At 39.3% G+C, this 24,335-nt stretch carries 22 protein-coding genes; 12 read left to right on the forward strand and 10 right to left on the reverse strand.

Features of this window, described 5'->3' with window-relative positions; genetic code table 11:
• Positions 1-10 precede the first annotated feature (10 nt).
• The 5 genes from DDU33_RS09805 to leuB form a co-directional block, all read right to left on the reverse strand.
• Positions 11-763: an SDR family oxidoreductase gene (locus tag DDU33_RS09805; RefSeq protein WP_108924909.1), complete on the reverse strand. Its 753-nt coding sequence runs from the start codon at positions 761-763 to the stop codon at positions 11-13.
• Between the two features lie 109 nt (positions 764-872).
• A complete protein-coding gene (locus DDU33_RS09810; RefSeq protein ID WP_108924911.1) occupies positions 873-1,328 on the reverse strand; it encodes a YcgN family cysteine cluster protein in 456 nt (151 codons plus the stop codon).
• Entirely contained in the window at positions 1,328-1,648 is a 321-nt protein-coding gene (locus DDU33_RS09815) for a YbjQ family protein (RefSeq protein WP_005821403.1), read from the reverse strand. Before DDU33_RS09815 ends, DDU33_RS09810 begins: the two co-directional genes overlap by 1 nt.
• 7 nt (positions 1,649-1,655) lie before the next feature.
• On the reverse strand, positions 1,656-2,249 hold the full coding sequence (gene rdgB / locus DDU33_RS09820; RefSeq protein WP_108924913.1) for an RdgB/HAM1 family non-canonical purine NTP pyrophosphatase: 594 nt from the start codon (positions 2,247-2,249) through the stop codon (positions 1,656-1,658).
• A 217-nt stretch (positions 2,250-2,466) separates the two neighbouring features.
• Complete coding sequence (leuB, locus tag DDU33_RS09825; protein WP_005819173.1) at positions 2,467-3,549, reverse strand: 3-isopropylmalate dehydrogenase; 1,083 nt, start codon at positions 3,547-3,549, stop codon at positions 2,467-2,469.
• Positions 3,550-3,647: 98 nt separating this feature from the next.
• Here leuB and DDU33_RS09830 point away from each other — a divergent pair, with 98 nt between their 5' ends.
• From DDU33_RS09830 to DDU33_RS09850, 5 genes are all read left to right on the forward strand, one after another.
• Positions 3,648-3,878, forward strand: a complete 231-nt coding sequence (locus DDU33_RS09830; RefSeq protein WP_005819175.1) for a YceK/YidQ family lipoprotein — start codon at positions 3,648-3,650, stop codon at positions 3,876-3,878.
• Positions 3,879-3,933: 55 nt separating this feature from the next.
• Entirely contained in the window at positions 3,934-5,238 is a 1,305-nt protein-coding gene (locus tag DDU33_RS09835) for an acetyl-CoA C-acyltransferase (RefSeq protein WP_108924915.1), read from the forward strand.
• Positions 5,239-5,253: 15 nt separating this feature from the next.
• The gene (locus DDU33_RS09840; RefSeq protein ID WP_108924917.1) at positions 5,254-7,383 is read left to right on the forward strand and encodes a 3-hydroxyacyl-CoA dehydrogenase NAD-binding domain-containing protein; all 2,130 of its coding nucleotides are present in this window, start codon (positions 5,254-5,256) and stop codon (positions 7,381-7,383) included.
• 69 nt (positions 7,384-7,452) lie between these two features.
• Complete coding sequence (locus DDU33_RS09845; protein WP_108924919.1) at positions 7,453-8,865, forward strand: YdgA family protein; 1,413 nt, start codon at positions 7,453-7,455, stop codon at positions 8,863-8,865.
• A 163-nt stretch (positions 8,866-9,028) separates the two neighbouring features.
• Positions 9,029-10,408 carry an L-serine ammonia-lyase gene (locus tag DDU33_RS09850; RefSeq protein ID WP_108924921.1) on the forward strand — a complete coding sequence of 460 codons (1,380 nt, stop codon included), beginning with the start codon at positions 9,029-9,031 and terminating at the stop codon, positions 10,406-10,408.
• 60 nt (positions 10,409-10,468) lie between these two features.
• Here DDU33_RS09850 and DDU33_RS09855 read toward each other — a convergent pair whose 3' ends face one another.
• Together DDU33_RS09855 and fdhD are read right to left on the reverse strand one after the other, a co-directional pair.
• A complete protein-coding gene (locus DDU33_RS09855; RefSeq protein WP_108924923.1) occupies positions 10,469-11,401 on the reverse strand; it encodes an AEC family transporter in 933 nt (310 codons plus the stop codon).
• Between the two features lies 1 nt (position 11,402).
• On the reverse strand, positions 11,403-12,218 hold the full coding sequence (fdhD, locus tag DDU33_RS09860) for a formate dehydrogenase accessory sulfurtransferase FdhD (RefSeq protein ID WP_108924925.1): 816 nt from the start codon (positions 12,216-12,218) through the stop codon (positions 11,403-11,405).
• Positions 12,219-12,478: 260 nt separating this feature from the next.
• On the opposite strand from fdhD, the gene fdnG reads away from it, so the two are divergent.
• The 4 genes from fdnG (at position 12,479) to fdhE (ending at position 18,165) form a co-directional block, all read left to right on the forward strand.
• Positions 12,479-15,544 (forward strand): formate dehydrogenase-N subunit alpha, encoded by a 3,066-nt coding sequence (gene fdnG / locus DDU33_RS09870; RefSeq protein WP_157951839.1) that lies wholly within the window; start codon positions 12,479-12,481, stop codon positions 15,542-15,544.
• Complete coding sequence (gene fdxH, locus DDU33_RS09875; RefSeq protein ID WP_005819202.1) at positions 15,544-16,449, forward strand: formate dehydrogenase subunit beta; 906 nt, start codon at positions 15,544-15,546, stop codon at positions 16,447-16,449. The genes fdnG and fdxH overlap by 1 nt, the downstream gene beginning before the upstream one ends.
• A complete protein-coding gene (locus tag DDU33_RS09880) occupies positions 16,442-17,125 on the forward strand; it encodes a formate dehydrogenase subunit gamma (protein ID WP_005819204.1) in 684 nt (227 codons plus the stop codon). Before fdxH ends, DDU33_RS09880 begins: the two co-directional genes overlap by 8 nt.
• A gap of 122 nt (positions 17,126-17,247) precedes the next feature.
• Positions 17,248-18,165, forward strand: coding sequence for a formate dehydrogenase accessory protein FdhE (fdhE, locus tag DDU33_RS09885; RefSeq protein ID WP_108924929.1), 918 nt, complete (start codon positions 17,248-17,250; stop codon positions 18,163-18,165).
• A gap of 143 nt (positions 18,166-18,308) precedes the next feature.
• On the opposite strand, the gene DDU33_RS09890 is transcribed toward fdhE, so the two are convergent.
• From DDU33_RS09890 to pepB, 3 genes are all read right to left on the reverse strand, one after another.
• Complete coding sequence (locus DDU33_RS09890) at positions 18,309-18,845, reverse strand: hypothetical protein (RefSeq protein WP_108924931.1); 537 nt, start codon at positions 18,843-18,845, stop codon at positions 18,309-18,311.
• A gap of 384 nt (positions 18,846-19,229) precedes the next feature.
• Complete coding sequence (gene greB / locus DDU33_RS09895) at positions 19,230-19,718, reverse strand: transcription elongation factor GreB (RefSeq protein WP_108924933.1); 489 nt, start codon at positions 19,716-19,718, stop codon at positions 19,230-19,232.
• A gap of 8 nt (positions 19,719-19,726) precedes the next feature.
• The gene (gene pepB / locus DDU33_RS09900) at positions 19,727-21,010 is read right to left on the reverse strand and encodes an aminopeptidase PepB (protein ID WP_108925304.1); all 1,284 of its coding nucleotides are present in this window, start codon (positions 21,008-21,010) and stop codon (positions 19,727-19,729) included.
• Between the two features lie 134 nt (positions 21,011-21,144).
• Here pepB and DDU33_RS09905 point away from each other — a divergent pair, with 134 nt between their 5' ends.
• The 3 genes from DDU33_RS09905 to sucD all read left to right on the forward strand — a co-directional run bounded on the left by DDU33_RS09905 (position 21,145) and on the right by sucD (position 24,293).
• On the forward strand, positions 21,145-22,098 hold the full coding sequence (locus tag DDU33_RS09905; RefSeq protein WP_108925308.1) for a bile acid:sodium symporter family protein: 954 nt from the start codon (positions 21,145-21,147) through the stop codon (positions 22,096-22,098).
• A gap of 145 nt (positions 22,099-22,243) precedes the next feature.
• A complete protein-coding gene (sucC, locus tag DDU33_RS09910) occupies positions 22,244-23,413 on the forward strand; it encodes an ADP-forming succinate--CoA ligase subunit beta (protein WP_108924935.1) in 1,170 nt (389 codons plus the stop codon).
• Positions 23,414-23,423: 10 nt separating this feature from the next.
• Positions 23,424-24,293, forward strand: coding sequence for a succinate--CoA ligase subunit alpha (sucD, locus tag DDU33_RS09915; protein ID WP_108924937.1), 870 nt, complete (start codon positions 23,424-23,426; stop codon positions 24,291-24,293).
• Positions 24,294-24,335: the final 42 nt, after the last annotated feature.

The raw sequence follows: 24,335 nt of genomic DNA on the forward strand, positions 1-24,335 counted from the left end.
CTGATTTCTTTTAGAGATTTTTTGCGACTTTTAAACCGGCAAAAGTTTGCGCAACCGGCATCACTTCAATACGGTTAATGTTTACGTGTTCAGGTTGCTGATTGAGCCATAAAACAATGTTGGCAATATCTTCGGGTTGAATAGATTGGACATCTTTATAAACCTCGGCGGCTTTTTCATCATCGCCACGAAAACGCACATTTGAAAACTCGGTTCCGCCACATAAGCCCGGTTCAACATTACTTACTCGAACTTTTGTGCCAACCAAATCCGCTCTTAAATTTAAGCTAAATTGGGTAACAAATGCTTTTGTTGCCCCGTACACATTACCGCCGAAGTAAGGATAATTCCCCGCAATAGAACTTAAGTTGATAATATGCCCCGAATTACGTTCAACCATTTGCGGTAAAATCAAGCGGGTTATCGTCACTAGCCCTGTAATATTGGTATCTATCATTTGCTGCCATTCAGATAAAGCAGCTTGATGAGCCGGTTCTAATCCTAAAGCTAATCCTGCATTATTTACTAATAAATCCACCGCTTGCCAGCCTTCAGGGAGGCTTGCTAATGCTTGCTTAGTGGCTTCTTCATTTCGAATATCAAATGCAAGCGGTAGAAAATGATTACCCAGTTGCGAATGTAATTCAGCTAAACGCTCCACACGTCTGCCTGTTCCGATAACTTTGTAGCCTGCTTCAATTAATTTAATACAAATTGCACGACCAAATCCTGATGTTGCGCCAGTTACGAATGCTGTTTTCATTATTTTCTTCTCCGTAAAAATGTTTGCACTACTAAAGTAGTACAAAAAAAGGGTTTATGCAAGTAAAAACGGTAGGAATTTTTGATTACTCATCCATTCCTACCGTTTATTAAACTTCATCAATCACAAATTCAAACCAATCAATCACATCTTTTTCGTGAATACCATGCGGAATTAGCACATTGGCATTTTTCACTGAATGAAGATCTTGCGAAATCAAAGGGTGCCAATCAAACAAAGGTTTCCCCTCATAAATCAGGCGATAAGCGCACGTTTTTGGCAACCAACCAAAATCAGGTAAATTCTTTTTCGTGAGTTTGGTGCAGTCGCTTTCCAGCTTAAAGCGGTTAGCATAATTGCCACAACGCCCTGTATCGACATCAAGTAAATTACAAGCAACACGGGTGTAATACAATTTTTCTCGCTTGCCTCGCCCTTGAATATATTTGCGATAGCAGCATTTTCCGCACCCATCACAGAGGGCTTCCCATTCCGCCTCATTCATTTCAAGTAATGACTTTTTTTGCCAAAAAAGCGGTTCAATTTGCAAATTTTTTTGCAACATTATCTCACCACTACTGCTGTGCCGGTCGCCACGACAATAAACATTCCTTTATCGCCGCCCATAGATTGATATTCCATAGAAACACCGACAACTGCATTTGCGCCAATCTTTTTAGCTTCCTGCTCAAGCTCTGCTAAGGCTTCTTTTCTTGCACTATTTAATTTGCTTTCATAAGCACCGGAACGTCCGCCAATCACATCGGTAATGCTGGCTAAAAAATCACGGATAAAGTTTGCGCCTGAAACGACTTCACCAAACACAAGACCTTTATATTCGGTAATCTGTTTACCATCAATCGTTGGGGTTGTTGTAATAATCATAATCTTCCTATTTCAATTGTTGTTTAAGGGATTGTAATGCCATCGCACGGTGCGAAATTTTTTTCTTTTCCGCCGTTTCTAATTCCGCAAACGAACATTGTTTTGGCGGATAGAAAAATAACGCATCATAACCAAAACCATTTTGACCACGTTCTTCTTTTAAAATTTCGCCAAAACATTCGCCAATGGCAATTTTAGGGGTTGGATCGGTTGGGTGTTGCAACATCACAATGCAACTAACAAACTTCGCCGCACGATCTTGATCTGCCACGTTCGCCATTTCTTCTAAAAGTTTTTTACGGTTGGCTTGATCATTACCATCTTCGCCTGCATAACGCGCCGAATATAAACCGGGTGCGCCGCCTAATGCCTCAACAGCTAATCCGGAGTCGTCTGCAATTGCCGGTAATCCCGTCATTTGCGAAGCATAGCGTGCTTTAATAAGTGCATTTTCGACAAAGGTTAAACCTGTTTCTTCAGGGCTTTCAATGCCAAATTCGCTTTGTGCAATCACTTCAAAACCAAATTCAGCTAATACGTCCGCCATCTCTTCTACTTTGCCTTGGTTGCCCGTGGCAAGCACAATTTTTGTTTTTTGCATAGGTTATTCTCTGGTTAGAAAAATACGATATTATGTAGCTTTTGTTTATATCACTTCGTAGGGGCAAATTACATTTGCCCCAAAACCAGCAAAGGAGCATAAGGGCGAATGTAATTCGCCCCTACATAAGGAAATTAAATTTACCTTGCAACTGCTACATCATTCCAAAAAATGAGAAAAAGGGCGAAGTATTTTCTTCGCCCATTGATTTTACTGATTAAGCTAAAATGTTTTTAGCAATTACATCACCCATTTCTGATGTTGAAATCGGTGCGGCATCATCGGCTAAATCGCCAGTGCGATAGCCATCTGCTAATGCTTTTTGAATAGCAGCTTCAATCGCATCTGCTGCTTCGTTTAAATTAAAGCTATAACGCAACATCATTGCGGCTGAAAGAATTTGCGCAATCGGGTTCGCAATGTTTTTACCGGCGATATCCGGAGCTGAACCACCTGCCGGCTCATATAAACCAAAGCCTTTTTCATTTAAACTCGCTGATGGCAACATTCCCATTGAACCGGTAATCATCGCCGCTTCATCAGAAATAATATCGCCAAAGATATTTGAGCAAAGTAAGATGTCAAAAGACTCCGGTGCTTTAATAAGCTGCATTGTCGCATTATCAATATACATATGCTCTAACGTTACTTCCGGATACTCTTTAGCAATTTCGGTTACCGTTTCACGCCATAAAATCGAGCTTGCTAATACGTTGGCTTTGTCCACAGAAGTAACACGTTTTTTACGTTTCATTGCCGACTCAAAGGCTACACGTGCAATACGTTCGATTTCATATTTGTAATAGACTTCCGTATCAAATGCTTTAGTTTGTGCGCCTTCGCCTTCACGTCCTTTTGGTTGTCCAAAATAGATACCACCAGTTAGCTCACGCACTACCACCATATCAAAGCCTTTTGCTGCAATATCCGCACGTAATGGACAGAATTTTTCTAAGCCTTTATAAAGTGCCGCAGGGCGTAAATTACAGAATAGAGAAAAATGTTTACGTAGTGGTAATAATGAACCACGTTCAGGCTGTTCATCCGGCGGTAAATTTGCCCATTTAGGACCGCCCACCGAACCGAATAAAATCGCATCGGCTTCTTCACAGCCTTTTAACGTATTTTCCGGTAAGGCTTTACCTTGCGCATCAATCGCAGCACCACCGATATTAAAATGATTAAAATTGAGCTTAAAACCAAATTTTTGTTGTGTTGCTTCAAGCACTTTAATGGCTTGAGCCATCACTTCAGGGCCAATACCGTCCCCTGCTAAAACCGCAATGTTGTAAGTTTGCATACTATCCTCAATTTATGTGAAATATAAAATAAATCCGCCTTATTCTAACTAAAAAGCGAATTATGAGCTAGAATTAACTTTTGCACCAAGGAAATAAAATGAAGCCCGTTTTAATCAAAATACTTCTTTTGGTATTTTTCAGTCTAAATTTAACCGCTTGTGGCACTATTGTCAGTTTATCAAGTGGCGATTATGCCGTTTATGGCGGTGTGTCAAATGATTTTTCGGTCATCCAACAAGGTGGCATATTAAGCGTACTGGCGGTTATTGATCTTCCATTAAGTTTTGTACTTGATACATTGATGCTTCCTGTTACGCTCAGTCAATAGATTAACTATGCTAAAATATATTTTTTACGGCAATCTCATATTTAAAGGATAACTTATGCCAAACCAACATCTTCTTACTGCCCAAGGGGAGCGTATTGCTATTGTATCCGGCTTACGTACGCCCTTTGCTCGCCGTGATACAGGCTTTAAAGATGCTTATGCAACCAGCTTAGGAACCATGGTCACCAATGAATTATTAAGCCGTTTAGCCATTGATCGCAAAGAAATTGAGCAACTTGTTTTTGGGCAAGTTATCCAACAACCCGATATTCCAAACCCTGCACGCGAAATTGCATTAGCGCTGAATATGCCCTATTTACAATCATACAGCATTAGTAGCTCTTGCTTATCAGGCTTACAAGCTATTGCCAATGTTGCCGGCAGTATTATTAGTGGCTCGATTTCTAGCGGTATTGCCGGTGGGGCAGACTCTATTTCAAATGCACCGATTAGCATTAGCCCTCGTGTTATCTATAAATTTAAATCGATCTTTAAAGCGGAAACTTTAGATGAAAAATTCCGCCGTTTTCGCAATTTTTCGTGGAGCGATTTCAAACCTCACGGTGTCAATTTAAAGGATTTTACAACGCAACTCTCTGTGGCTGAGATCTCGGAACAAATGGCTCAAGATCATCAAATCAGTCGTGCGGAACAAGATGAATTTGCCCGTTACTCCAACGAAAAAGCCGCTAATGCATGGAAATTAGGGGTATTTAAAGATGAAGTTATGCAATCTGTTCCTCGTCCATACACGGATTTTGTGGTTGCCGATACACTCATCAATGCGGCAACTAAACCACAATACTACCAACGCTTTAACCCGATTGTGAATAAGCCTTACGCCACCGTAACAGAAGCCAATATTCCACAACCGATGGACGGAGCTGCTGCTGTTCTGTTAATGAATGAAAGTAAGGCTAAAAATTTAGGACTAGAGGTATTAGGTTATATCCGTAGCTATGCGATTACCGGCAATGATATTTGGCAAAATATGTTTGCAGGTGCGACGGTTGCCAGTGCTTCTGCATTAACACGAGCCGGTTTAACGCTCCAAGATATGGATTACATTGATATTCATGAAACCTCCGCAAGCCAAATGATTATGAATATTCGTTTATTTGAATCAGATGAATTTGCAAAAAATCAACTCAATCGTACCGCTTGTTTGGGCAAAATTGATATGGAAAAACTCAACCATTTAGGCGGTTCTATTGCCTTTGGTAACCCTCGAGCGGTAACCAGTTTAAGAACGGTAATTCAATCTCTCCATGCTCTCAAGCGTAAGGGGGGAGGTATTTCATTAGTGGCTTCAAGCGGTTTAGGCGGCTTAGGAGCAGCAATGGTTTTAGAAAGTGAATAATGGCAGGATAAATCTATGACAGAACAAATTGAATTAACCTTAAATCCGGAAAATACGGCTTTTCATGTGGAAATTGATCAGAACCGTATCGCCGTTGTTCATATTCTTACCCAAGATAGCGATGCCAACTGGCTTCCTGAAACCTTTGTTGAGGAGCTAAGAAGCATTATTGGTAAAGTCATTTATCAGCAAGCCCGCGCAGTGTTATTTATTTCTGCCCGTAAACAGAACTTTATTCAAGGTTTTAAACCGAGTATTTTGACAGAAAAAAATGAAGCGTTACTCAAACAATTTTCACAAGAAGCGCAAGCCATTATGCGAGAGTTAAATACCCTAAAAGTGCCGGTTGTGGCAGCCATTGACGGTAACTGTTTTAGCGTAGGATTAGAGCTGGCTTTGGCTTGTGATTACCGCATTGCTTCAGATGAAATCTATACACAATTCGCACTGCCACAAATTCGCTCGGGCATTTTACCTTTTGCCGGTGGAACACAACGTTTACCTCGCTTAATTGGATTAGTCCCAGCCACGGAACTCTTACTCTCGGGCGATAAAGTCAATGTCGAACAAGCCTTAAAATTAGGGCTTATTGATATGGCTGTACCTGCCAACAGACTCTTCCAAGTGGCTTACCAACGATTACTTGATAACCAAGTGCAAAAAATCGATCCAAAACGACCGCTTACGCCATTAAAAAAATGGCGTAAACAGCTTGAAGGAAATCAATACTATCGTAATAAAGTGTTAGATCGTCTCGAAAATCGTGCTTGGCAACGTACTTTCGGTAATTATCCAGCCGTTCAAGAACTGATTGAATTGCTTAAAGAGCCTCACTTTAGAGCCGGTTTACATTTAGAACAGCAATTACTGGCTAAACTTTTTCAAACAGAAACCTCTAGAGTGCTGATTGATTTAAAACGCACCGAACGTACCATGAAAGATAAATATGCCATTCGAGGCAATGTGCAAGATATTTCACAAGTAAGTATTCTTGGTTCAGGCTACATGGGAGCAGGCATCGCTTATCTGACCGCAAATTATGCTCAAGTGCCGGTGCGTATAAAAGATATTCACCCTTCTGAAATTCAGAAGGCGCTACGCACCTGTTTTGAATTGATGCAAAAAGAAGCTGAACATAAGAAAATTTCCTCCGGCGTGATGATTCAAAGAATGAATTTGATTACAGGTGGCGAGCGATTAGTGGCGGCAAAATCGACAGATTTTGTGATTGAAGCAGTTTATGAGGATCTCAAACTCAAGCAAAGAATGTTGCAAGAAAGTGAAAATTACTACAATGATCATGCAATTTTCGCAACAAATACCTCCACGTTATCGATTAAGGAAATTGCAAGTGTTGCGCAACGTCCGCAAAATGTCATTGGCTTCCATTATTTTAGTCCGGTAACAACTCAACCCATGGTCGAGATTATCCCTCACGAGGGAACATGCGAGCATACAATTGCCACGGCGATCCACTTTGCCATTCAACAAGGCAAAGTGCCTCTTTTAGTTTCAGATACCCGAGGCTTTTTCATTAACCGCATTTTAACGCCATTACTGCTTGAGGCGATTGAATGTTTAATTGATGGGGAATCGATTGAATTTATCGACCGCTCGTTACAAGAGTTTGGTTTTAAATTAGGGCCTCTAGCTATCATTGATGAAATGGGACTAGACGTATTAGTTAAATCTAACCCGACTTTAGTTGATGCCTTTGGCGAGCGTTTTGTGATGCCTCAGGCGGTCAATTTATTGATCCGCAATGAGCGTAAAGGGTGTAAAAATAAACGAGGTTTTTATCTCTATAATACGCAAGGCGAACGTGTACAAGAGGATAAAAGTATTTATCACGTCATGGAAACAATCGCCCAGAATGATTTGGAAGCAGAAGAAATTGCTCGCCGTTGTATCCTACGAATGATCAATGAAGCGGCTTGGTGCTTACAAGAAAATGTCATTCAATCTGCTGAAGAAGGCAATGTTGCCTCGGTATTAGGCGCTCACTTCCCACAATTTAGAGGGGGGATTTACGCTTATATAGAAAAAATCGGAGCCAAAGAGATTGTTCGCCAACTTCGATTACACGAAACACGCTATGGAAAACGCTTCAAACCTTGTGATTGGTTGGTTCAGCAGGCAGAATAATTCGTTTTTACAAGCGGTTTAATTTCTACTAACATTTACATAAAATTTAAATAAATTGAGGTTTTCAATATGAAAAAATCTACCATTGCTCTTTCAGTGATTGGGCTATTAGGTGCTGCTACTGTTGGCGGTAGTTACTTTACGGGCAAAATCGCAGAAGAAAAATTTAACGATTATATTGCCCAAACGAATCAATATTTTCAAAAGCATAGTTCTGATGCTTTTGGTGCTGAAATTAAAGAGATGAAATTTGAACGCCATTGGTTTAGTTCTGACGTATCTTATATGTTAGATCTTAAAATTGGCGAATCTAAAATTCCTCTTCAATATAATGATAAACTTTATCACGGTCCATTCCCAATGAATCGTGTCATGTTGGGTAAATTAACTCCTGTGGCAGCCAGCTTAGAAAGTAATATTAACACGCCAGCAGAATTAAAAGAGTGGATTGCTACCCCTCTGTTAGGTACCGCTCGCACGGATATTGGCTATGATGAAAGTTATAGCGGTGTGGCAACAATCAATCCAATCAAAGGTCAATATCCAGAGGGCTCTTTTAAACTTGAACTTGATAAAACGGTAATTAAGTTTGATACCGATAAGAACTTTAACGGCTCAATGTCTTATCAAACACCTGTAATTAAATATACTGTTAATGAGACAAATGGCATTATTGACGGCACTGATATCCAAGCTGAATTTAAACGAGATGAAGCTTATCGTTTTTTAAGTAACGGCAAATTTGATGCAAAAATTAAGTCTATCAAAATTTCTGAACCGGAAAATAATGATGTAATTATTGAGAATTTCCAATCTAAAGGGACACAAAATATTAAAGATGGTCGCTATATTTCTCAAAGTATCACGAATACGGATATCAAATTCGCGCATTTAGAAAAATCTGCTTCTCTCGGTAAATTTACCTTCGACTCCGATATGGACATTGATGCGAAATCTTATGATGAAGTTATGAATGCTACTATTTATAAACCTGAAGCAAACGCACAACTTGAACAAGTTGTTGAACAATTATTGGCAAAACAGCCAAAATTAAATATCAAAGCACTTAATTTAGAAAATAGTAAAGGAAAACATCACTTATCTTTAGCAGTTAATTTAACAAAATTACCTTCTGAAGATGAAAACAAATCACTTAAAGATATGTTAAGTGTCTTTAAACAATCAGCATTAAATCTTGTGATCAACATTCCGGCCACAGAAGAAATGATGAAGCAATTTGCAACTCTTGAGCCAACAGCAAATGAGCAAGATTCATCATCTGCAATAAAATCAGCAATGGAGGAGATTAAAGGACAAGCGGTACAAAGTGGTTTATTTAGCGTTTCAGACCAAGAAATAAAATCAAACATTACCATTGATAACGGCGAAGTTAAATTAAATGGTCGCACCGTTTCTGAAGAAGAGCTTCAAATGGCATTTTTTGTCATTGCTATGGGACTAGGTGGTTTGTTAGGAAATTAAAATATCTCTCACTATTGTATTGGGCGTAGTTATACGCCCTCTTCTCTCTTATAAGAATCTATCCCGCACTTTTTCCATTTTTTAATTTACATAAAACACTAACCATACCAAATAATTTCAAGTAAAATACATTATTTGTTTTATTTAATAAGTGTGTGTTTTTATGATTAGTGTATTTGATATGTTTAAGGTGGGAATTGGCCCATCAAGTTCTCATACCGTAGGACCAATGAAAGCGGCAAAATTATTTATTGATGAGCTGATTTCTAGCAATTTATTAGCCAAAACAGACCGCTTGCAAGCCCATATTTATGGTTCTCTTTCTCTCACAGGACGTGGGCATAGTACTGATATTGCCGTGATAATGGGATTGATGGGCTATTTACCCGATAATGTCGATATTGAAAAAATTGACGGCACCATTGCCCAATTAAAACAAGACAGCAAACTGCAGCTGGCAGCGGCAACGCCTGAACATTCAAAAGAAATCCAGTTTGATTTCTACCAAGATATGCCATTTCATTACGATTTCTTACCTAAACACGAAAATGGTATGACATTAAAAGCCTTTGCCGGTGAAATGCTCCTTTTAGAAAAAACCTATTATTCTATCGGGGGAGGATTTATCGTTGATGATGAGCATTTTGGACATAGCGAAGACAATGCTGTTCAAGTGCCATTCCCTTATAAGTACGCTGAAGATTTACTCAAACATTGTAAAGAACAAGGATTACCACTTTCCAGTTTAATGTGGAAAAATGAGTTAGCTTTACGTTCAAAAGAAGAGATTTCGGCTTATTTAGCGTTAATTTGGCAAACGATGGAAGCCTGTATTCAACGAGGTTTACATACAGAAGGTTTGCTCCCCGGCTCATTAAAAGTTGTCCGCCGAGCAGCTTCATTACGCCGTACATTGGAAGCAAACAGTAAATTTAACAACGATCCGATGCAAATTATTGATTGGGTTAATATGTTCGCCTTAGCGGTAAATGAAGAAAATGCGGCGGGCGGACGTGTTGTTACTGCGCCAACTAATGGTGCTTGTGGTATCGTACCGGCTGTATTGGCTTATTACCAACAGTTCATTGCACCATTAAATCAAGAAACCATTGAACGTTATTTATTAACCACAAGTGCGATTGGCTCTCTCTATAAAATGAATGCGTCAATTTCAGGTGCGGAAGTGGGTTGCCAGGGGGAAGTTGGTGTTGCTTGCTCAATGGCAGCAGCTGGTTTAACCGAAATTATGGGAGGAAGCCCTGATCAAGTTTGTATTGCCGCAGAAATTGCCATGGAACACAATTTAGGATTAACTTGCGACCCTGTTGGCGGGCAAGTTCAAGTACCTTGCATTGAGCGTAATGCGATTGCATCTGTTAAAGCTATTAACGCAAGCCGCATGGCGTTACGTTTGACAACACAGCCTCGAGTAACGCTCGATAAAGTAATTGAAACGATGTATGAAACAGGCAAAGATATGAATGCAAAATATCGTGAAACCTCAACCGGAGGATTAGCAATTAAGATTCTGCCTTGTGATTAACTTTATATAGTGTTTATATTCATAAAAAATCCAACAGTTATTCTCTGTTGGATTTTTTCATTAAATCATCTGATATAACGCAATCACTAACGGCATTGTGATGACACAAAGCAATGTCGTTACACCATAAATGGCACTTGCTTTTTGGGCATTTTGCCCGTAGACCACAGCCATTTGCGTCACAGTGGCGGCTGAAGGACTTGTTGTCGCTAGAAAACTAATCATCGCAATAATTTCCCCATTTTTCTCAATCCAATGAGGGAAGTCTAGCCATTTGATAATGAACAATAAAATAAGCGGGATGAAAATTAAACGTAAAAAAGCGACTAAATATATCCGCTTGTCTGTCATAATTTGCTTAATCGGCATAGAGGCAATTAACATCCCAGCCACAAACATTGCCATTGGTCCAATCATTACCGCAAGAGATGAAAGCGTACCAGAAATCACTGAAGGGAGTTTAATATGAAAAGCAAAAAGGAATATCCCTAAAATAATTGCCAAAATATTAATGTTAAAAATAATATTTTTGAGTGAAACATTTGCCTTTCCACAAAGAAGTATTCTTAAATGCGACCAAAACAATAAGTTCTGAATAACAATAAAGCCTGTTGAATAAATTACCCATTCTGCCCCAAATAATGAGGCAACAATAGGAATAATTAAATTACCGGAATTTGAGTAAATTGAGGCAGCATGTTCTAAATTATCTAATTTAAAAATAGGTTTAATTATTTTACCAATTAAAATTAATAAACCACTTAATAAAATTGCCATCACAAATGAAAGGGCGATCCCCTTTATAATTTCAGGCGAATAGTCAATTTGAAAAGCTGTAATTAAGGTTGCAGGGCTAATGATATAAAGCCCAATAACAGAAAGCGGATAACTTTCTTCTGATTTCAACAAATTAAATTTAACAAGCGCATAGCCTAATAACACTATCAATGTCAATTGCGTTATTTTATTGGCGAGTAGCAAGGCAATATCCATATCAATCTCCTAACATTAGCCGTCTTTTTCCGGAATAGACCGTACCTTTTCCTTTTCGAGTAAAACCAATGAGCGTAAAGTCATTTTCTATTGCCATTTTGGCTGCCATTTCTGTGGTAGCTGAAATAGCACAAAGCATTTCAATGCCAACTGCTAAACTTTTTTGTACCATCTCAAAACTTGCCCGACTGGTTACAAAAACAAAACCTATTGGCTCATTATTTTTGGCATACCAGCCAAGTAATTTATCTAATGCGACGTGCCGCCCCACATCTTCTCTAATTGCTAATAGATTTCCCTCTGGCGAGAAAAACGCTGCTGCGTGGCTTGCGCCCGTCTCTTTTGCTAATTGTTGTTTTTGTTCTAATTGCGCTAAACAGCGATCAAATAATAATGGATTAACCTTTTGTAAGCGGTCTGATTTTTTGCTTAATTTGCTACTTTGTTTAACTTGTTCTAACTGCTCTACACCACAAATACCGCACCCTGTTCTGCCTGCCATTGAACGGCGTTTTTCTTTTAATTCCACAAAACGACGTGTTGCAATTTCTAGTTGAATTTCAATCCCATCACATTGCTCAAGAATATCGATACCGTAAATTTCAGATTTTTGTTGTACAATCCCTTCTGCCAATGAAAAACCAATAGCAAAATCTTCAAGATCATTTGGTGTACACATCATAACCGTATGAGAAATCCCGTTATAAACTAAAGCAACGGCTATTTCACTAATCAATTTATCCTTGCAATCAGAGCTCGTTATTTGTTGATTATTTAAACTCAAGCGAGTAGCATTTATTTCATCATAACTATTCATAGCTTTACCACACATTAAAAATAAAAATTATTATCAATCACTTTATTTGGTTAAAAATAAATTAAAACATAAAACCAATAATGTATTAGTTTTATTAAATTTACTAATATTGAGGTATGGCTTATTATATATAAAGGTAAATAATAACCTAACTTTGAAAATAATGACAAAATTGTCATATTTATACTAAGGTTAATTTTACATTTTTTAAGGCAATATTGGCAAAATTCATTGCTGATATATTTTCATAGGAGTGATTTATGCAGGTCTCTAGACGTAAGTTTTTCAAGATCTGTGCAGGTGGTATGGCAGGGACTTCCGCTGCAATGCTTGGTTTTGCTCCGGCAACGGCTCTCGCTGCTGCCCGTGAGTATAAGCTATTGCGTGCAAAAGAAACCCGTCAATCCTGTACATATTGTGCTGTAGGCTGCGGTATGTTGATGTATAGCCTCGGAGATGGTGCGATGAATTCACGTGGTAAACTATTCCACGTTGAAGGCGACCCAGACCATCCTGTAAGCCGTGGGGCATTATGTCCTAAAGGTGCTGGGGTTTTAGATTATGTAAACAGCCCAAACCGTTTACAATACCCTGAATATCGTGCACCGGGTTCTGATAAATGGGAACGCATTAGTTGGCATGATGCTATTCATAAAGTGGCCAAATTATTAAAAGAAGACCGTGATGCAAACTGGGAATCAACCAATGCCGAAGGCACCCCAGTAAACCGTTGGACAACAACAGGTTTCTTAGCGGCTTCTGCAGCAAGCAACGAAACAGCACTGATTACCCAAAAATTTGGTCGTGCATTCGGGATGCTTGTATTAGATAACCAAGCGAGTACCTGACACGGACCTACGGTAGCAAGTCTTGCTCCAAGTTTCGGTCGCGGTGCGATGACCAACCATTGGGTTGATATCAAAAATGCAGACGTGGTTGTAGTAATGGGCGGTAACGCCGCTGAAGCTCACCCTGTCGGCTTCCGTTGGGCTATTGAAGCGAAAAAACAAAACGGTGCGAAGTTAATGGTGGTAGATCCACGCTTTAACCGTACGGCTTCTGTGGCTGATTTCTATTCGCCTATTCGTTCAGGTACTGACATTACCCTTTTATTAGGTGTTATTAAATACCTATTGGATAATAATAAAATCCAACACGAATACGTGAAACACTATACAAATGCAAGTTTCTTAATCAACGAAAACTTTGGCTTTGAAGATGGTTTATTCACAGGCTACGATGAAACTAAACGTACCTATGATAAATCAACTTGGTCTTATCAATTAGATGAGAACGGTCAACCAAAACGTGATTTAACCTTGCAAGATCCACGTTGTGTAATCAATTTATTGAAAAAACACGTTGAACGTTATACACCGGAAATGGTTGAACGTATCTGTGGTACGAAGCAAAAAGCCTTCTTAGAATTTGCTGAAACCATTGCTTCGACGGCAACGCCTGAAAGAACAACAACGTTCTTATATGCATTAGGTTGGACACAACACACTGTGGGTGCACAAAATATCCGTACTATGGCAATGATCCAGTTACTATTAGGTAACATTGGTATGCCGGGCGGTGGTGTAAACGCATTACGTGGACACTCAAACGTTCAAGGTACAACAGATATGGGATTATTCCCATCTATGTTACCGGGCTATATTCCATTACCAATTGAAACAGATACCTCTTTAGAAGCATTTTTAAACCGTATTACACCAAAAACAATGGTTGAGGGTCAGGTAAACTACTGGCAAAACACACCTAAATTTATGGTGAGTATGTTAAAAGCTTTTTATGGCGAAAATGCAACGAAAGAAAATGAATTTGGCTTCCATAATCTTCCTAAACAATACAAGAAGAAAATGGATCATATGCAATTCATTGATTTAATGGATCAAGGTAAAGTCAATGGTTATATCTGCCAAGGTTATAACCCGTTAGCGTCTTATCCAGATAAAAACAAGATCTCAAGTGCATTACGTAAATTGAAATTCCTTGTGATTTGCGATCCACTTGCGACAGATACATCTGAATTCTGGAAAAATCACGGCGAATTTAACGATGTAAATCCGGCTGATATCCAAACAGAGGTCATTCGTTTACCAACCATCTGTTTCGCGGAAGAAGATGGCTCAATTGCTAACTCAGGTCGTTGGTTACAATGGCACTGGAAAGCCTCTGAACCACCAAAAGAAGCAAAACCGGATGTAGATATTCTTTCAGAAATTCGTGAAGTGATGCTTGAAATGTATCATAAAGAAGGCGGTCCTTCGATTGATACCATTGAAGCAATGACATGGAATTACGCTAACCCATTAGAACCAAAAGCAGATGAAATTGCAAAAGAAAATAATGGCTACGCTTTAGAAGATCTTTATGATACAAGCGGTAATTTAATTGCGAAAAAAGGCGAATTGCTATCAAGCTTCGCTCAACTTCGTGATGATGGTACAACTTCATCCGCAATTTGGATTTATACCGGTCAGTGGACGCAAAAAGGTAACCAAATGGCAAACCGTGATAACTCGGATCCATCAGGCTTAGGTAATACGTTAGGTTGGGCATTTGCTTGGCCAGCAAACCGCCGTATTATTTATAACCGTGCATCCGCTGATTTATCAGGTAAACCTTGGAACCCTAAACGTCAGATTGTGAAATGGAATGGTAAAAACTGGAACTATATTGATGTGGCAGACTACGGTACTGCACCGCCAAATAGTAATGTAACACCATTTATTATGCAGCCTGAAGGGGTAAGCCGTCTCTTTGCTTTAGATAAACTCGTTGATGGTCCGTTCCCTGAGCATTACGAGCCGATTGAAACGCCAATCGGTACGAACCCACTTCACCCGAATGTGGTATCAAACCCGGTTGCTCGTATTTTAGAGAATGACAAAGACCGTTTCGCCAAAGATGCAAGTGAGTTCCCTTATGTTGGTACAACTTACCGCTTAACAGAACATTTCCACTTCTGGACGAAACAAGCTGAGCTCAATATGATTGCTCAACCAGAGCCATTCGTTGAGATTAGTGAAGATCTTGCCAAAGAAAAAGGCATTGCTAACGGCGATACTGTTAAAGTAAGTTCTAAACGTGGCTTTATTAAAGCGAAAGCGGTAGTTACAAAACGTATGAGAACGTTAGAAGCAGATGGTAAGAAAATTCATACCGTTGGTATTCCAATCCATGGTGGTTTTGCAACCGTAGGTAAAAAATCTTACTTAGCAAATACCTTAACGGGTCGTGTGGGTGATGCAAATACCCAAACACCGGAATACAAAACGTTCCTTGTAAACATTGAGAAAAGTACGGAGGCACTATAATGTCAGCAGTTCAAGATCAAAACATTATTAAAATCTCCGCAACTTCAGGCGTAACCCCTCCACCACATGCACGTAATCACGTGGTGGAAGTGGCTAAACTCATCGATGTTTCAGCTTGTATTGGTTGTAAAGCATGTCAAGTTGGCTGCTCAGAATGGAATGATATTCGTGCGCCACAAGAAGATTGTGTGGGAGTGTATGACAATCCTCGTGATCTGAATGCCAAACAATGGACGGTCATGAAATTCAACGAAGTGGAAGAAAATGACCGCTTAGAATGGCTTATTCGTAAAGATGGTTGTATGCACTGTGCAGAACCGGGCTGTTTAAAAGCTTGCCCTGCACCGGGAGCCATTATTCAATATGCTAATGGTATCGTGGACTTCCAATCGGATAAATGTATTGGCTGTGGTTACTGTATTGCAGGCTGTCCATTCAACATTCCTCGTATGAATGATGAAGATAACCGAGTGTACAAATGTACACTTTGTGTGGACCGAGTGAATGTGGGTCAAGAACCGGCTTGTGTGAAAACCTGTCCAACAGGCGCAATCCGTTTTGGTTCAAAAGAAGAAATGCTACATTATGGTGAACAACGTGTTAAAGATCTTAAATCACGTGGTTACCCAAATGCTGGTGTTTATAACCCTGAAGGTGTTGGTGGTACACACGTTATGTATGTATTACATCACGCAGATAAACCAGAACTCTATTCCGGTTTACCGAAAGATCCAAGCATCGACATTACCGTTGAGCTTTGGAAAGACGTGTTAAAACCAGTTGCCGCCGTTGCAATGGGTGGTTTAGCGTTAGCTGAAATTGCTCACTATGTAACAGTCGGACCAAACATCGAAGAAGATGTTGAAGATCATCATGAACACGCTGAAGGAGGAAAACATGAGTAAGAAAATTGAAATTTCTAACGATACAAAAATCGTTCGTCATAAACCGCTTGCTCGTGTGAGTCACTGGTTCTTAGTGATTGCTTTCTTTATGACGATGTTTACCGGGGTTGCTTTCTTCTTCCCTGATTTTGCATGGTTACATGAAATTTTAGGTACGCCACAATTAGCACGTGCAATCCACCCGATTACGGGGATTGTGATGTTTATTGCTTTTATTATCATGGCATTCATTTACTGGCATCATAATATTCCAGAAAAAAATGACATCAAATGGGCAATGAACGTGACCGAAGTGCTAAAAGGTAATGAACACGCCGTCGCCTATAACGGTAAATATAACTTTGGTCAAAAAATGTTATTCTGGACATTAATTTTGGCAATGTTTACCTTATTGATTACTGGCATCATCATGTGGAGAAAATACTTCTCAGATAACTTCTCCATTACGACATTACGTATTGCCATCTTGCTTCACTCGGCAAGTGCATTTGCTCTCTTTACCGGTATCCTTGTACATATGTATATGGCATTCTGGGTAAAAGGCTCTATTCGTGGTATGGTTGAAGGTTGGGTAACTGTCCGTTGGGCGAAAAAACACCACCCGAAATGGTATAACGAAGAAGTAAAACCAGAGCTTGAAAAAGAACTGGCAAAACAGGCTGAACAAAGCAAATAAGTAACCGTTTAGCTTTAAGGATAAGTGCGGTATTCTTACCGCACTTTATTTTTATCGAACATCTCTTCCTAAGCTCTTTTTGATAAGAGAATTTAGGAAGATAAATCAATAGAGAATAAATTATGAGTATTCGAATTTTACCTGAAAACGAAATTAAACAAGCCGCACACTCCTTTGAAAATCCGCCACTTTTATTTGCAAATCCGAAAAATCTCTATTTTCGCCGTGCTAAACGCTTGCGTGATCTTGCGCAAAATAATCCTTTTGCCGATTATTTAGAGTTTGCCGCAAACTTAGTCGAAGTACAGCTTGATTTACTTGAAAACAAACCTATTGCAAATTACACGGAAAAATTAACCGCTTGTATCGAACATTCACAAGGCGAAAAGCCGTTAAATGCTAAAAATTTTAAACGCTCCGATGAATGGCGGGAGCTTCTATTAGCACTACTAGAAAAATTCAAACCCTACGCTAATGATAACGTCTTACCTACCATAGAATGGTTAGAAAAAGCGGCTAATTCAGAGCTTGATAAGCTCGCAGACGATCTCTTAAACGAGCGCTACGAGCTTGTTGGTGCAGATAAAGCGGTTTTCCTTTGGGCTGCACTATCTTTATATTGGACACAGCTTGCTCAACAACTACCACGCAATACACGAACAGAAGTCGGCGAACGTCATACTTGCCCGGTTTGCGACTCTGCACCGATCGCAAGTGTTATCCATTTTGGAAATACACAAGGATTACGCTATTTACATTGCTCACTTTGCGAAAGTGAATGGCATATGACACGTTCACAATGTTCAAATTGCGATCAAAGCGGTAAGTTAGATTACTGGAGTTTAGAAAGCGTTGAAGCCCCTGTTAAAGCAGAAAGCTGTGGAGATTGTGGCAGTTATCTTAAAGTGATGTATCAAGAAAAAGATCCTCATGTTGAACCTATTGCTGATGATTTGGCAACGCTTTTCCTTGATGCCGAAATGGAACAAAAAGATTTTGCACGAAGTGGCATCAACCCATTTTTGTTTCAGGTAGAATAAAAATAAGGGTACTACATTAGTACCCTCATCAATATATAAAACAAAAAAACTCTTAGGCATAGTAGAAAAATCAAAATCAACTCTTTTGTTAAGATGCCTAAAGGTAAATTTTCAGTAGTCTAGCCACTAAAAAGTGGCTTTTATTATTTGACTATTTGTGGTACGTTACCAGCCTTTATATATGAAATATACCATTTTATATTTTTAATATCTTCTGGAGTTAAAGTTCTCTCTAAATAATATTGAGTACCACTCACTCGTACAATAATGGAATTTGCATTAGAGAATAAATCAATTAACTCATCTGATACAACAAAATTTTGGTTTTGAACTACACTTAGCCCAAAAGAACTGGTATTAGCAATAGCCAAATTATTAAACGTCAAAATTTTCCCATCTACATTAAATGCAATAGATTGAGGGAAAAGAAGTTTTGAGCTTGCACTTATCCAACGCGTATGGACTTCCCAAGATAGATTATTTTCTTTTCTAAACGCATGTATATTAAATGTTCCAATACCAGGTCCACCAAAGTCATTTTCTTGGTAATAGAGATCACCACTAAAATAATGCTCAACGCCTGGTGCAAAATTATCTGGCTTAGCTTTGTAAGCATCAAACTTACCTAGTGAACAAGCCGATAAACAAATTATGCTAAAAATAAAAAATAATTTTTTCATATATTTTCCTTAAATAAAGTTATCTAAATTTTTCAAATATAAGAAATGTAATAATTTATAGAAAATCAAACCTAATCTTACATTCCTCAATTAAAATTATAGAACCTATTAGATTAATTTGACCTTAAATTCTTTTACCTCAAAATCTGTTTTTCATCAAGTAATTTTGCTATCAACGAACTGCTATAGTTCATTTCCTTGATAGGTTCAATGATACTTATAATACATTAATTGCTTACCTAAGTCAGCAATGTACTGCAACTAAATCCATATAAATTTTTTCTTAAATATCATTTAATAAAATTCTAGCAAGCCTAGTGCTAAATCCTCTATCCTTTGAGATACCCAAATTAGCCAAATTTACCGCTTATACATTTTCAAAACCTAATATAACCCCGATTTCTCATACCAAATTTTATTGATAAACCACATCACTTTACCAACCGGTGTTTCTACCGTGATTTCATCGTCCTGCATTTTGCCAATCAATGCACGGGCAACTGGCGAATCAATCGAAATCCAATTCTTCGCTGGATCAAACTCATCACACCCAACAATACGGTATTGTTCCACTTCGCCTTCTTCATTTTCTAATTCAACCCAAGCACCAAAAAAGACCTTACCTTCTTGTTTGGGATGATAATCGACAATTTGTAACACTTCCAACCGTTTAGATAAAAAGCGAACACGGCGATCAATCTCTCTTAAACGGCGTTTGCCATAAATATATTCCGCATTCTCACTACGGTCACCTAAAGCAGCTGCATCTGAAACAGCTTGAGTAACTTTTGGACGTTCTTCTTTCCACAGAAATTTTAGTTCCTGATCTAACGCCTGCCAACCTGCACGAGTAATATAATTTGATTTTGCCATCTCTCTGCCTATTTACTTAACAATAAGTTTGCGATGGTACGCATACCAATCCCTGTTGCACCAGCTGCCCATAAATCGCTAGCCGATTTGCGGAAGGTCGCAGAAGCATCAATATGCAACCAATTTTGTTGATAATTTTCAACAAAATAAGAGAGAAATGCACAAGCAGTGCTCGCCCCCGCACCCACTGGTACAGAACCGATATTCGCAATATCAGCAAAACTTGAGCTAATTTGCGAACGGTGAAATGCCTCGAATGGTAAACGCCAAAATGGTTCATTTTCCGCTTTAGCCGACTGGAAAAGCGCATCGACTAATTGCTCGTCCATTGATAACACACTATGATAATCGTTACCGACTGCCACTTTAGCAGCCCCTGTTAGCGTAGCAACATCTAAAATAAATTGAGCATTCTGTTTATCCGCTTCAATAAGTCCGTCCGCTAAAACCAGTCGTCCTTCTGCATCGGTATTAAGCACTTCTGCGGTTATCCCATTTCGATAGGTAATAATATCGCCTAATTTAAAGGCATTATGGCTAACCATATTTTCCGCACAACATAAGAACAATTTAACCCGTTTTTTCAAGCCTCTTGCAATAGCAAAACCGAGAGAGCCTGTCAGTAGTGCTGCACCGCCCATATCTGTACGCATCGTACTCATTGAATCGCTTGATTTAAGGCTATACCCCCCTGTATCAAAGGTAATCCCTTTACCAACAAGACATGCTAATACCGGTGCATCATCTTTACCCGTTGGATTAAAATCTAAATGTAAAAATGCCGGTGGATTTTCCGAACCTTTCCCAACCGTCCAAATCCCATGAAAGCCGTTTTCTTTCAAGGCTTCGCCTGCAATCACTTCGGCTGAAATTGCATTTTTCAAACCTTTTTTAACCGCTTGTTCGGTTAAGAAATCCTGAGCTTTTTTGACCAATTCAAGCGGTGTCAGTTGGTCTGAAGGCAGATTGATTAAAGTTCGTGTAAAAATACTGCACTCTACTCTTGCCTCAAATTCTGCCTGTTCTTGTCCTAAATCAGGATATTGCACACTCCCAGCCTGTTTAACACTATTAAACCCTTGATGAAACGCCCAACAATGTTCTAAATCCCAGCCTTCTCCAACAAGACTCACATCTAAAATACTTTGATTTTTAATTTTACGAGCTGCTTTCTGAATCGTTTGTAATGAAGGTTCTTGAAGATGGATTGTCATACCGGATTCTGTTGCCGATAAAATCGCTTTTTCACCCCATGCGCTAAGAGCCGGTTGTGTAGAGAGTTTAATTTGCATTGTCATAAATATTCCTTAACGATAAAAATCTGTAAGCGGTCTGATTCTAACAAGAATTTACGTTTTTTTCCTATTCATTTTTCTTTGATTTTAAGGTAACCTCAATGCTTATTTTTCACACGGAGAGTTATTTAATGAATTATCTTTTAAAATTAACAAACTTCATCAGTAAAACCTTTGCGATTTGGGTTGTCGTTGCTGCTTTTATTGCCGCTCAATTTCCCGAAACCTTCAAAATGTTTGTACCTTGGATTCCATATCTACTTGGTATTGTGATGCTCGGTATGGGTTTAACCCTTACATTTAAAGACTTTGCTGAAATTACAAAAAATCCCAAAGCTGTCATTATTGGGGTAATTGCTCAATTTGTGGTTATGCCCAGCGTTGCTTTTATATTAGCAAAACTATTTAATTTACCACCCGATCTCGCGATTGGTGTTATTCTTGTAGGTTCAGCGCCTGGTGGTACATCCTCAAATGTGATGACTTATTTAGCAAAAGGAAATACGGCACTTTCAGTTGCTTGTACGACCGTTTCTACCCTACTCGCACCGCTATTAACTCCAGCAGTATTCTATCTTTTCGCAAGCCAATGGTTAGAAATTGATGCAACAGGTATGCTCATTTCAGTTCTACAAATGGTCTTATTACCTATTTTTGTTGGTGTTGTCATTCGCTCAATCTTCAAGCAAAAAATCGCACAATTCAGCCAAACTATGCCATTAATTTCCGTTATTGCGATTATGCTCATTGTGACGGCTGTTGTAGCAGTAAGCAAAGATCGTATTATTGAATCAGGTTTATTAATTTTTATGATCGTTGTTCTGCATAATGGGTTAGGTTATTTAATTGGTTATATTGTCAGCCGTTTACTGAAACTCCCTGTATATGATAGTAAAGCTATCGCTATTGAAGTTGGTATGCAAAATTCAGGATTAGGCGCAGCACTTGCGGCTCTTCACTTCAAAGCTAATCCGTTAATTGCCGTACCAAGTGCAGTATTTAGCTTCTGGCATAATATTTCGGGCCCCATCCTCGCAATGTTCTTTGCATCAATGGAGGATGAAAAAAGTTCATCAGAAAACTAGTTTGTAAGCGGTTAAATTGAGAAAGAGATTTGCAAATCCTTCTCCGAATTTAACCGCTTGTTTCATCTTATAATCTCTATTTGCAATTTCAGAAAAGATGATTTACATTCTGTTTACAACTTCGTAGAAGATAAAGGAGACATCTATGAATCTACACGAATATCAAGCCAAGCAGATTTTTGCGCAATATCATCTTCCTGTCAGTCAAGGCATCGCTTGCCAATCCGCCGATGAAACCGTCAATGCTCTAAAACGTTTAAATGGCGAAGTTTGGGCTGCAAAATGCCAAGTTCATGCGGGAGGGCGAGGTAAAGCCGGTGGCGTAAAATTAGTCCATAATGAACAAGAAGCGAGAGCATTTGCAGACTACTGGCTAGGCAATCGACTTGTAACCTTTCAAACCGATTCACGTGGGCAGCCGGTCAATACCATATATATCGAAGAAACATGCCAAATCGCCCGTGAGCTTTATCTTGGCGCTGTGATTGATCGTAGTTCTCAAAAAGTCATTTTTATGGCTTCCAGTGCAGGGGGAATGAACATTGAGGAAGTTGCCGAAAAAACACCAGAGCTCATTCATAAAGTGGCTTTAGATCCCCTCGTGGGAGGGCAGCCTTATCAAGGTCGTGAACTTGCCTTTAAATTAGGCTTGAAAAATGATGAAGTTAAGCAATTTAGTCATATCTTTGTTCAATTATCCAAACTCTTTATCGAAAAAGATTTAGCCCTTCTCGAAGTGAATCCGCTTGTGGTTACCCAACAAGGACAACTTATTTGTTTAGATGCAAAAATGGTCATTGATAGCAATGCCCTTTACCGCCACCCTGAATTACTAGCCCTTCAAGACCCAAGCCAAGAAGATCCAAGAGAAGCAGAGGCTGCCAAATGGCAACTGAATTACGTTGCCCTTGAAGGCAACATTGGTTGCATGGTCAATGGTGCAGGCCTTGCGATGGGAACCATGGATATCGTCAAATTACATGGTGGACAACCGGCGAATTTCCTTGATGTTGGCGGTGGTGCAACCAAAGAACGAGTGGCTGAAGCCTTTAAATTGATTCTTTCTGATCAAAATGTGAAAGCGGTATTAGTGAATATTTTTGGAGGCATTGTCCGTTGTGATTTAATTGCGGAAGGAATTATTGCCGCAGTAAATGAAGTTGGCGTTCAAGTGCCGGTTGTCGTTCGTTTAGAAGGAACCAATGCAGAACTTGGTCGTGAAATTCTTGCCAAAAGCGGATTGAGTCTGCTTGTTGCAAATACATTAAAAGAAGCAGCTATTTTAGCTGTAAAAGCGGCTCAAGAAGCGAATTAAGGAGAAAGATATGGCAATTTTAATTGATAAAAATACCAAAGTGATTTGCCAAGGATTTACCGGTGCACAAGGCACATTTCATAGTGAACAGGCCTTAGCTTACGGTACGCAATTAGTCGGTGGTGTTTCACCTAATAAAGGAGGAACAACCCATTTAGGTCTTCCTGTTTTTAATACGGTTCGAGAAGCCGTAGAAGCAACACAAGCAACCGCAACCGTCATTTATGTTCCTGCTCCCGGTTGTAAAGATGCGATTTTAGAAGCCATTGATGCGGGTATTCAGCTTATCGTTTGTATTACCGAGGGAATTCCTACCCTTGATATGCTTGAAATCAAGCAAAAATTAAATCAAACCGGCGTGCGAATGATCGGTCCAAACTGCCCTGGAGTCATTACACCAGAAGAATGTAAAATCGGGATTATGCCGGCAAACATTCATAAAAAAGGCAAAATCGGTATTGTCTCTCGTTCAGGAACTTTAACCTATGAAGCCGTAAAACAAACGACAGATGAAGGTTTTGGGCAATCGACTTGCGTAGGTATTGGCGGCGATCCTATCCCCGGCTCCAACTTTATTGATATTTTAAGACTCTTTGAGCAAGATCCGGAAACCGAGGCGATTGTAATGATTGGCGAAATTGGTGGCTCTGCCGAAGAAGAAGCAGCGGAGTTTATTCGTAAACATGTAACAAAGCCTGTTGTTAGCTACATCGCAGGTGTTACAGCACCTAAAGGTAAGCGAATGGGACACGCTGGTGCGATCATTAGCGGTGGAAAAGGCACAGCAGATGAGAAATTTGCAGCATTAGAAGCAGCCGGAGTCACCACTGTGAGAAGCCTCGCTGAAATCGGTTCAGCATTGAAAAGAGTATTAAGATAATATCCGATAAAAAACCCCGTATGTCCAAACATACGGGGCTAT

It is taken from the genome of Actinobacillus porcitonsillarum, assembly GCF_003101015.1.
GTDB classification, from domain to species: Bacteria; Pseudomonadota; Gammaproteobacteria; order Enterobacterales; family Pasteurellaceae; genus Haemophilus_A; species Haemophilus_A porcitonsillarum.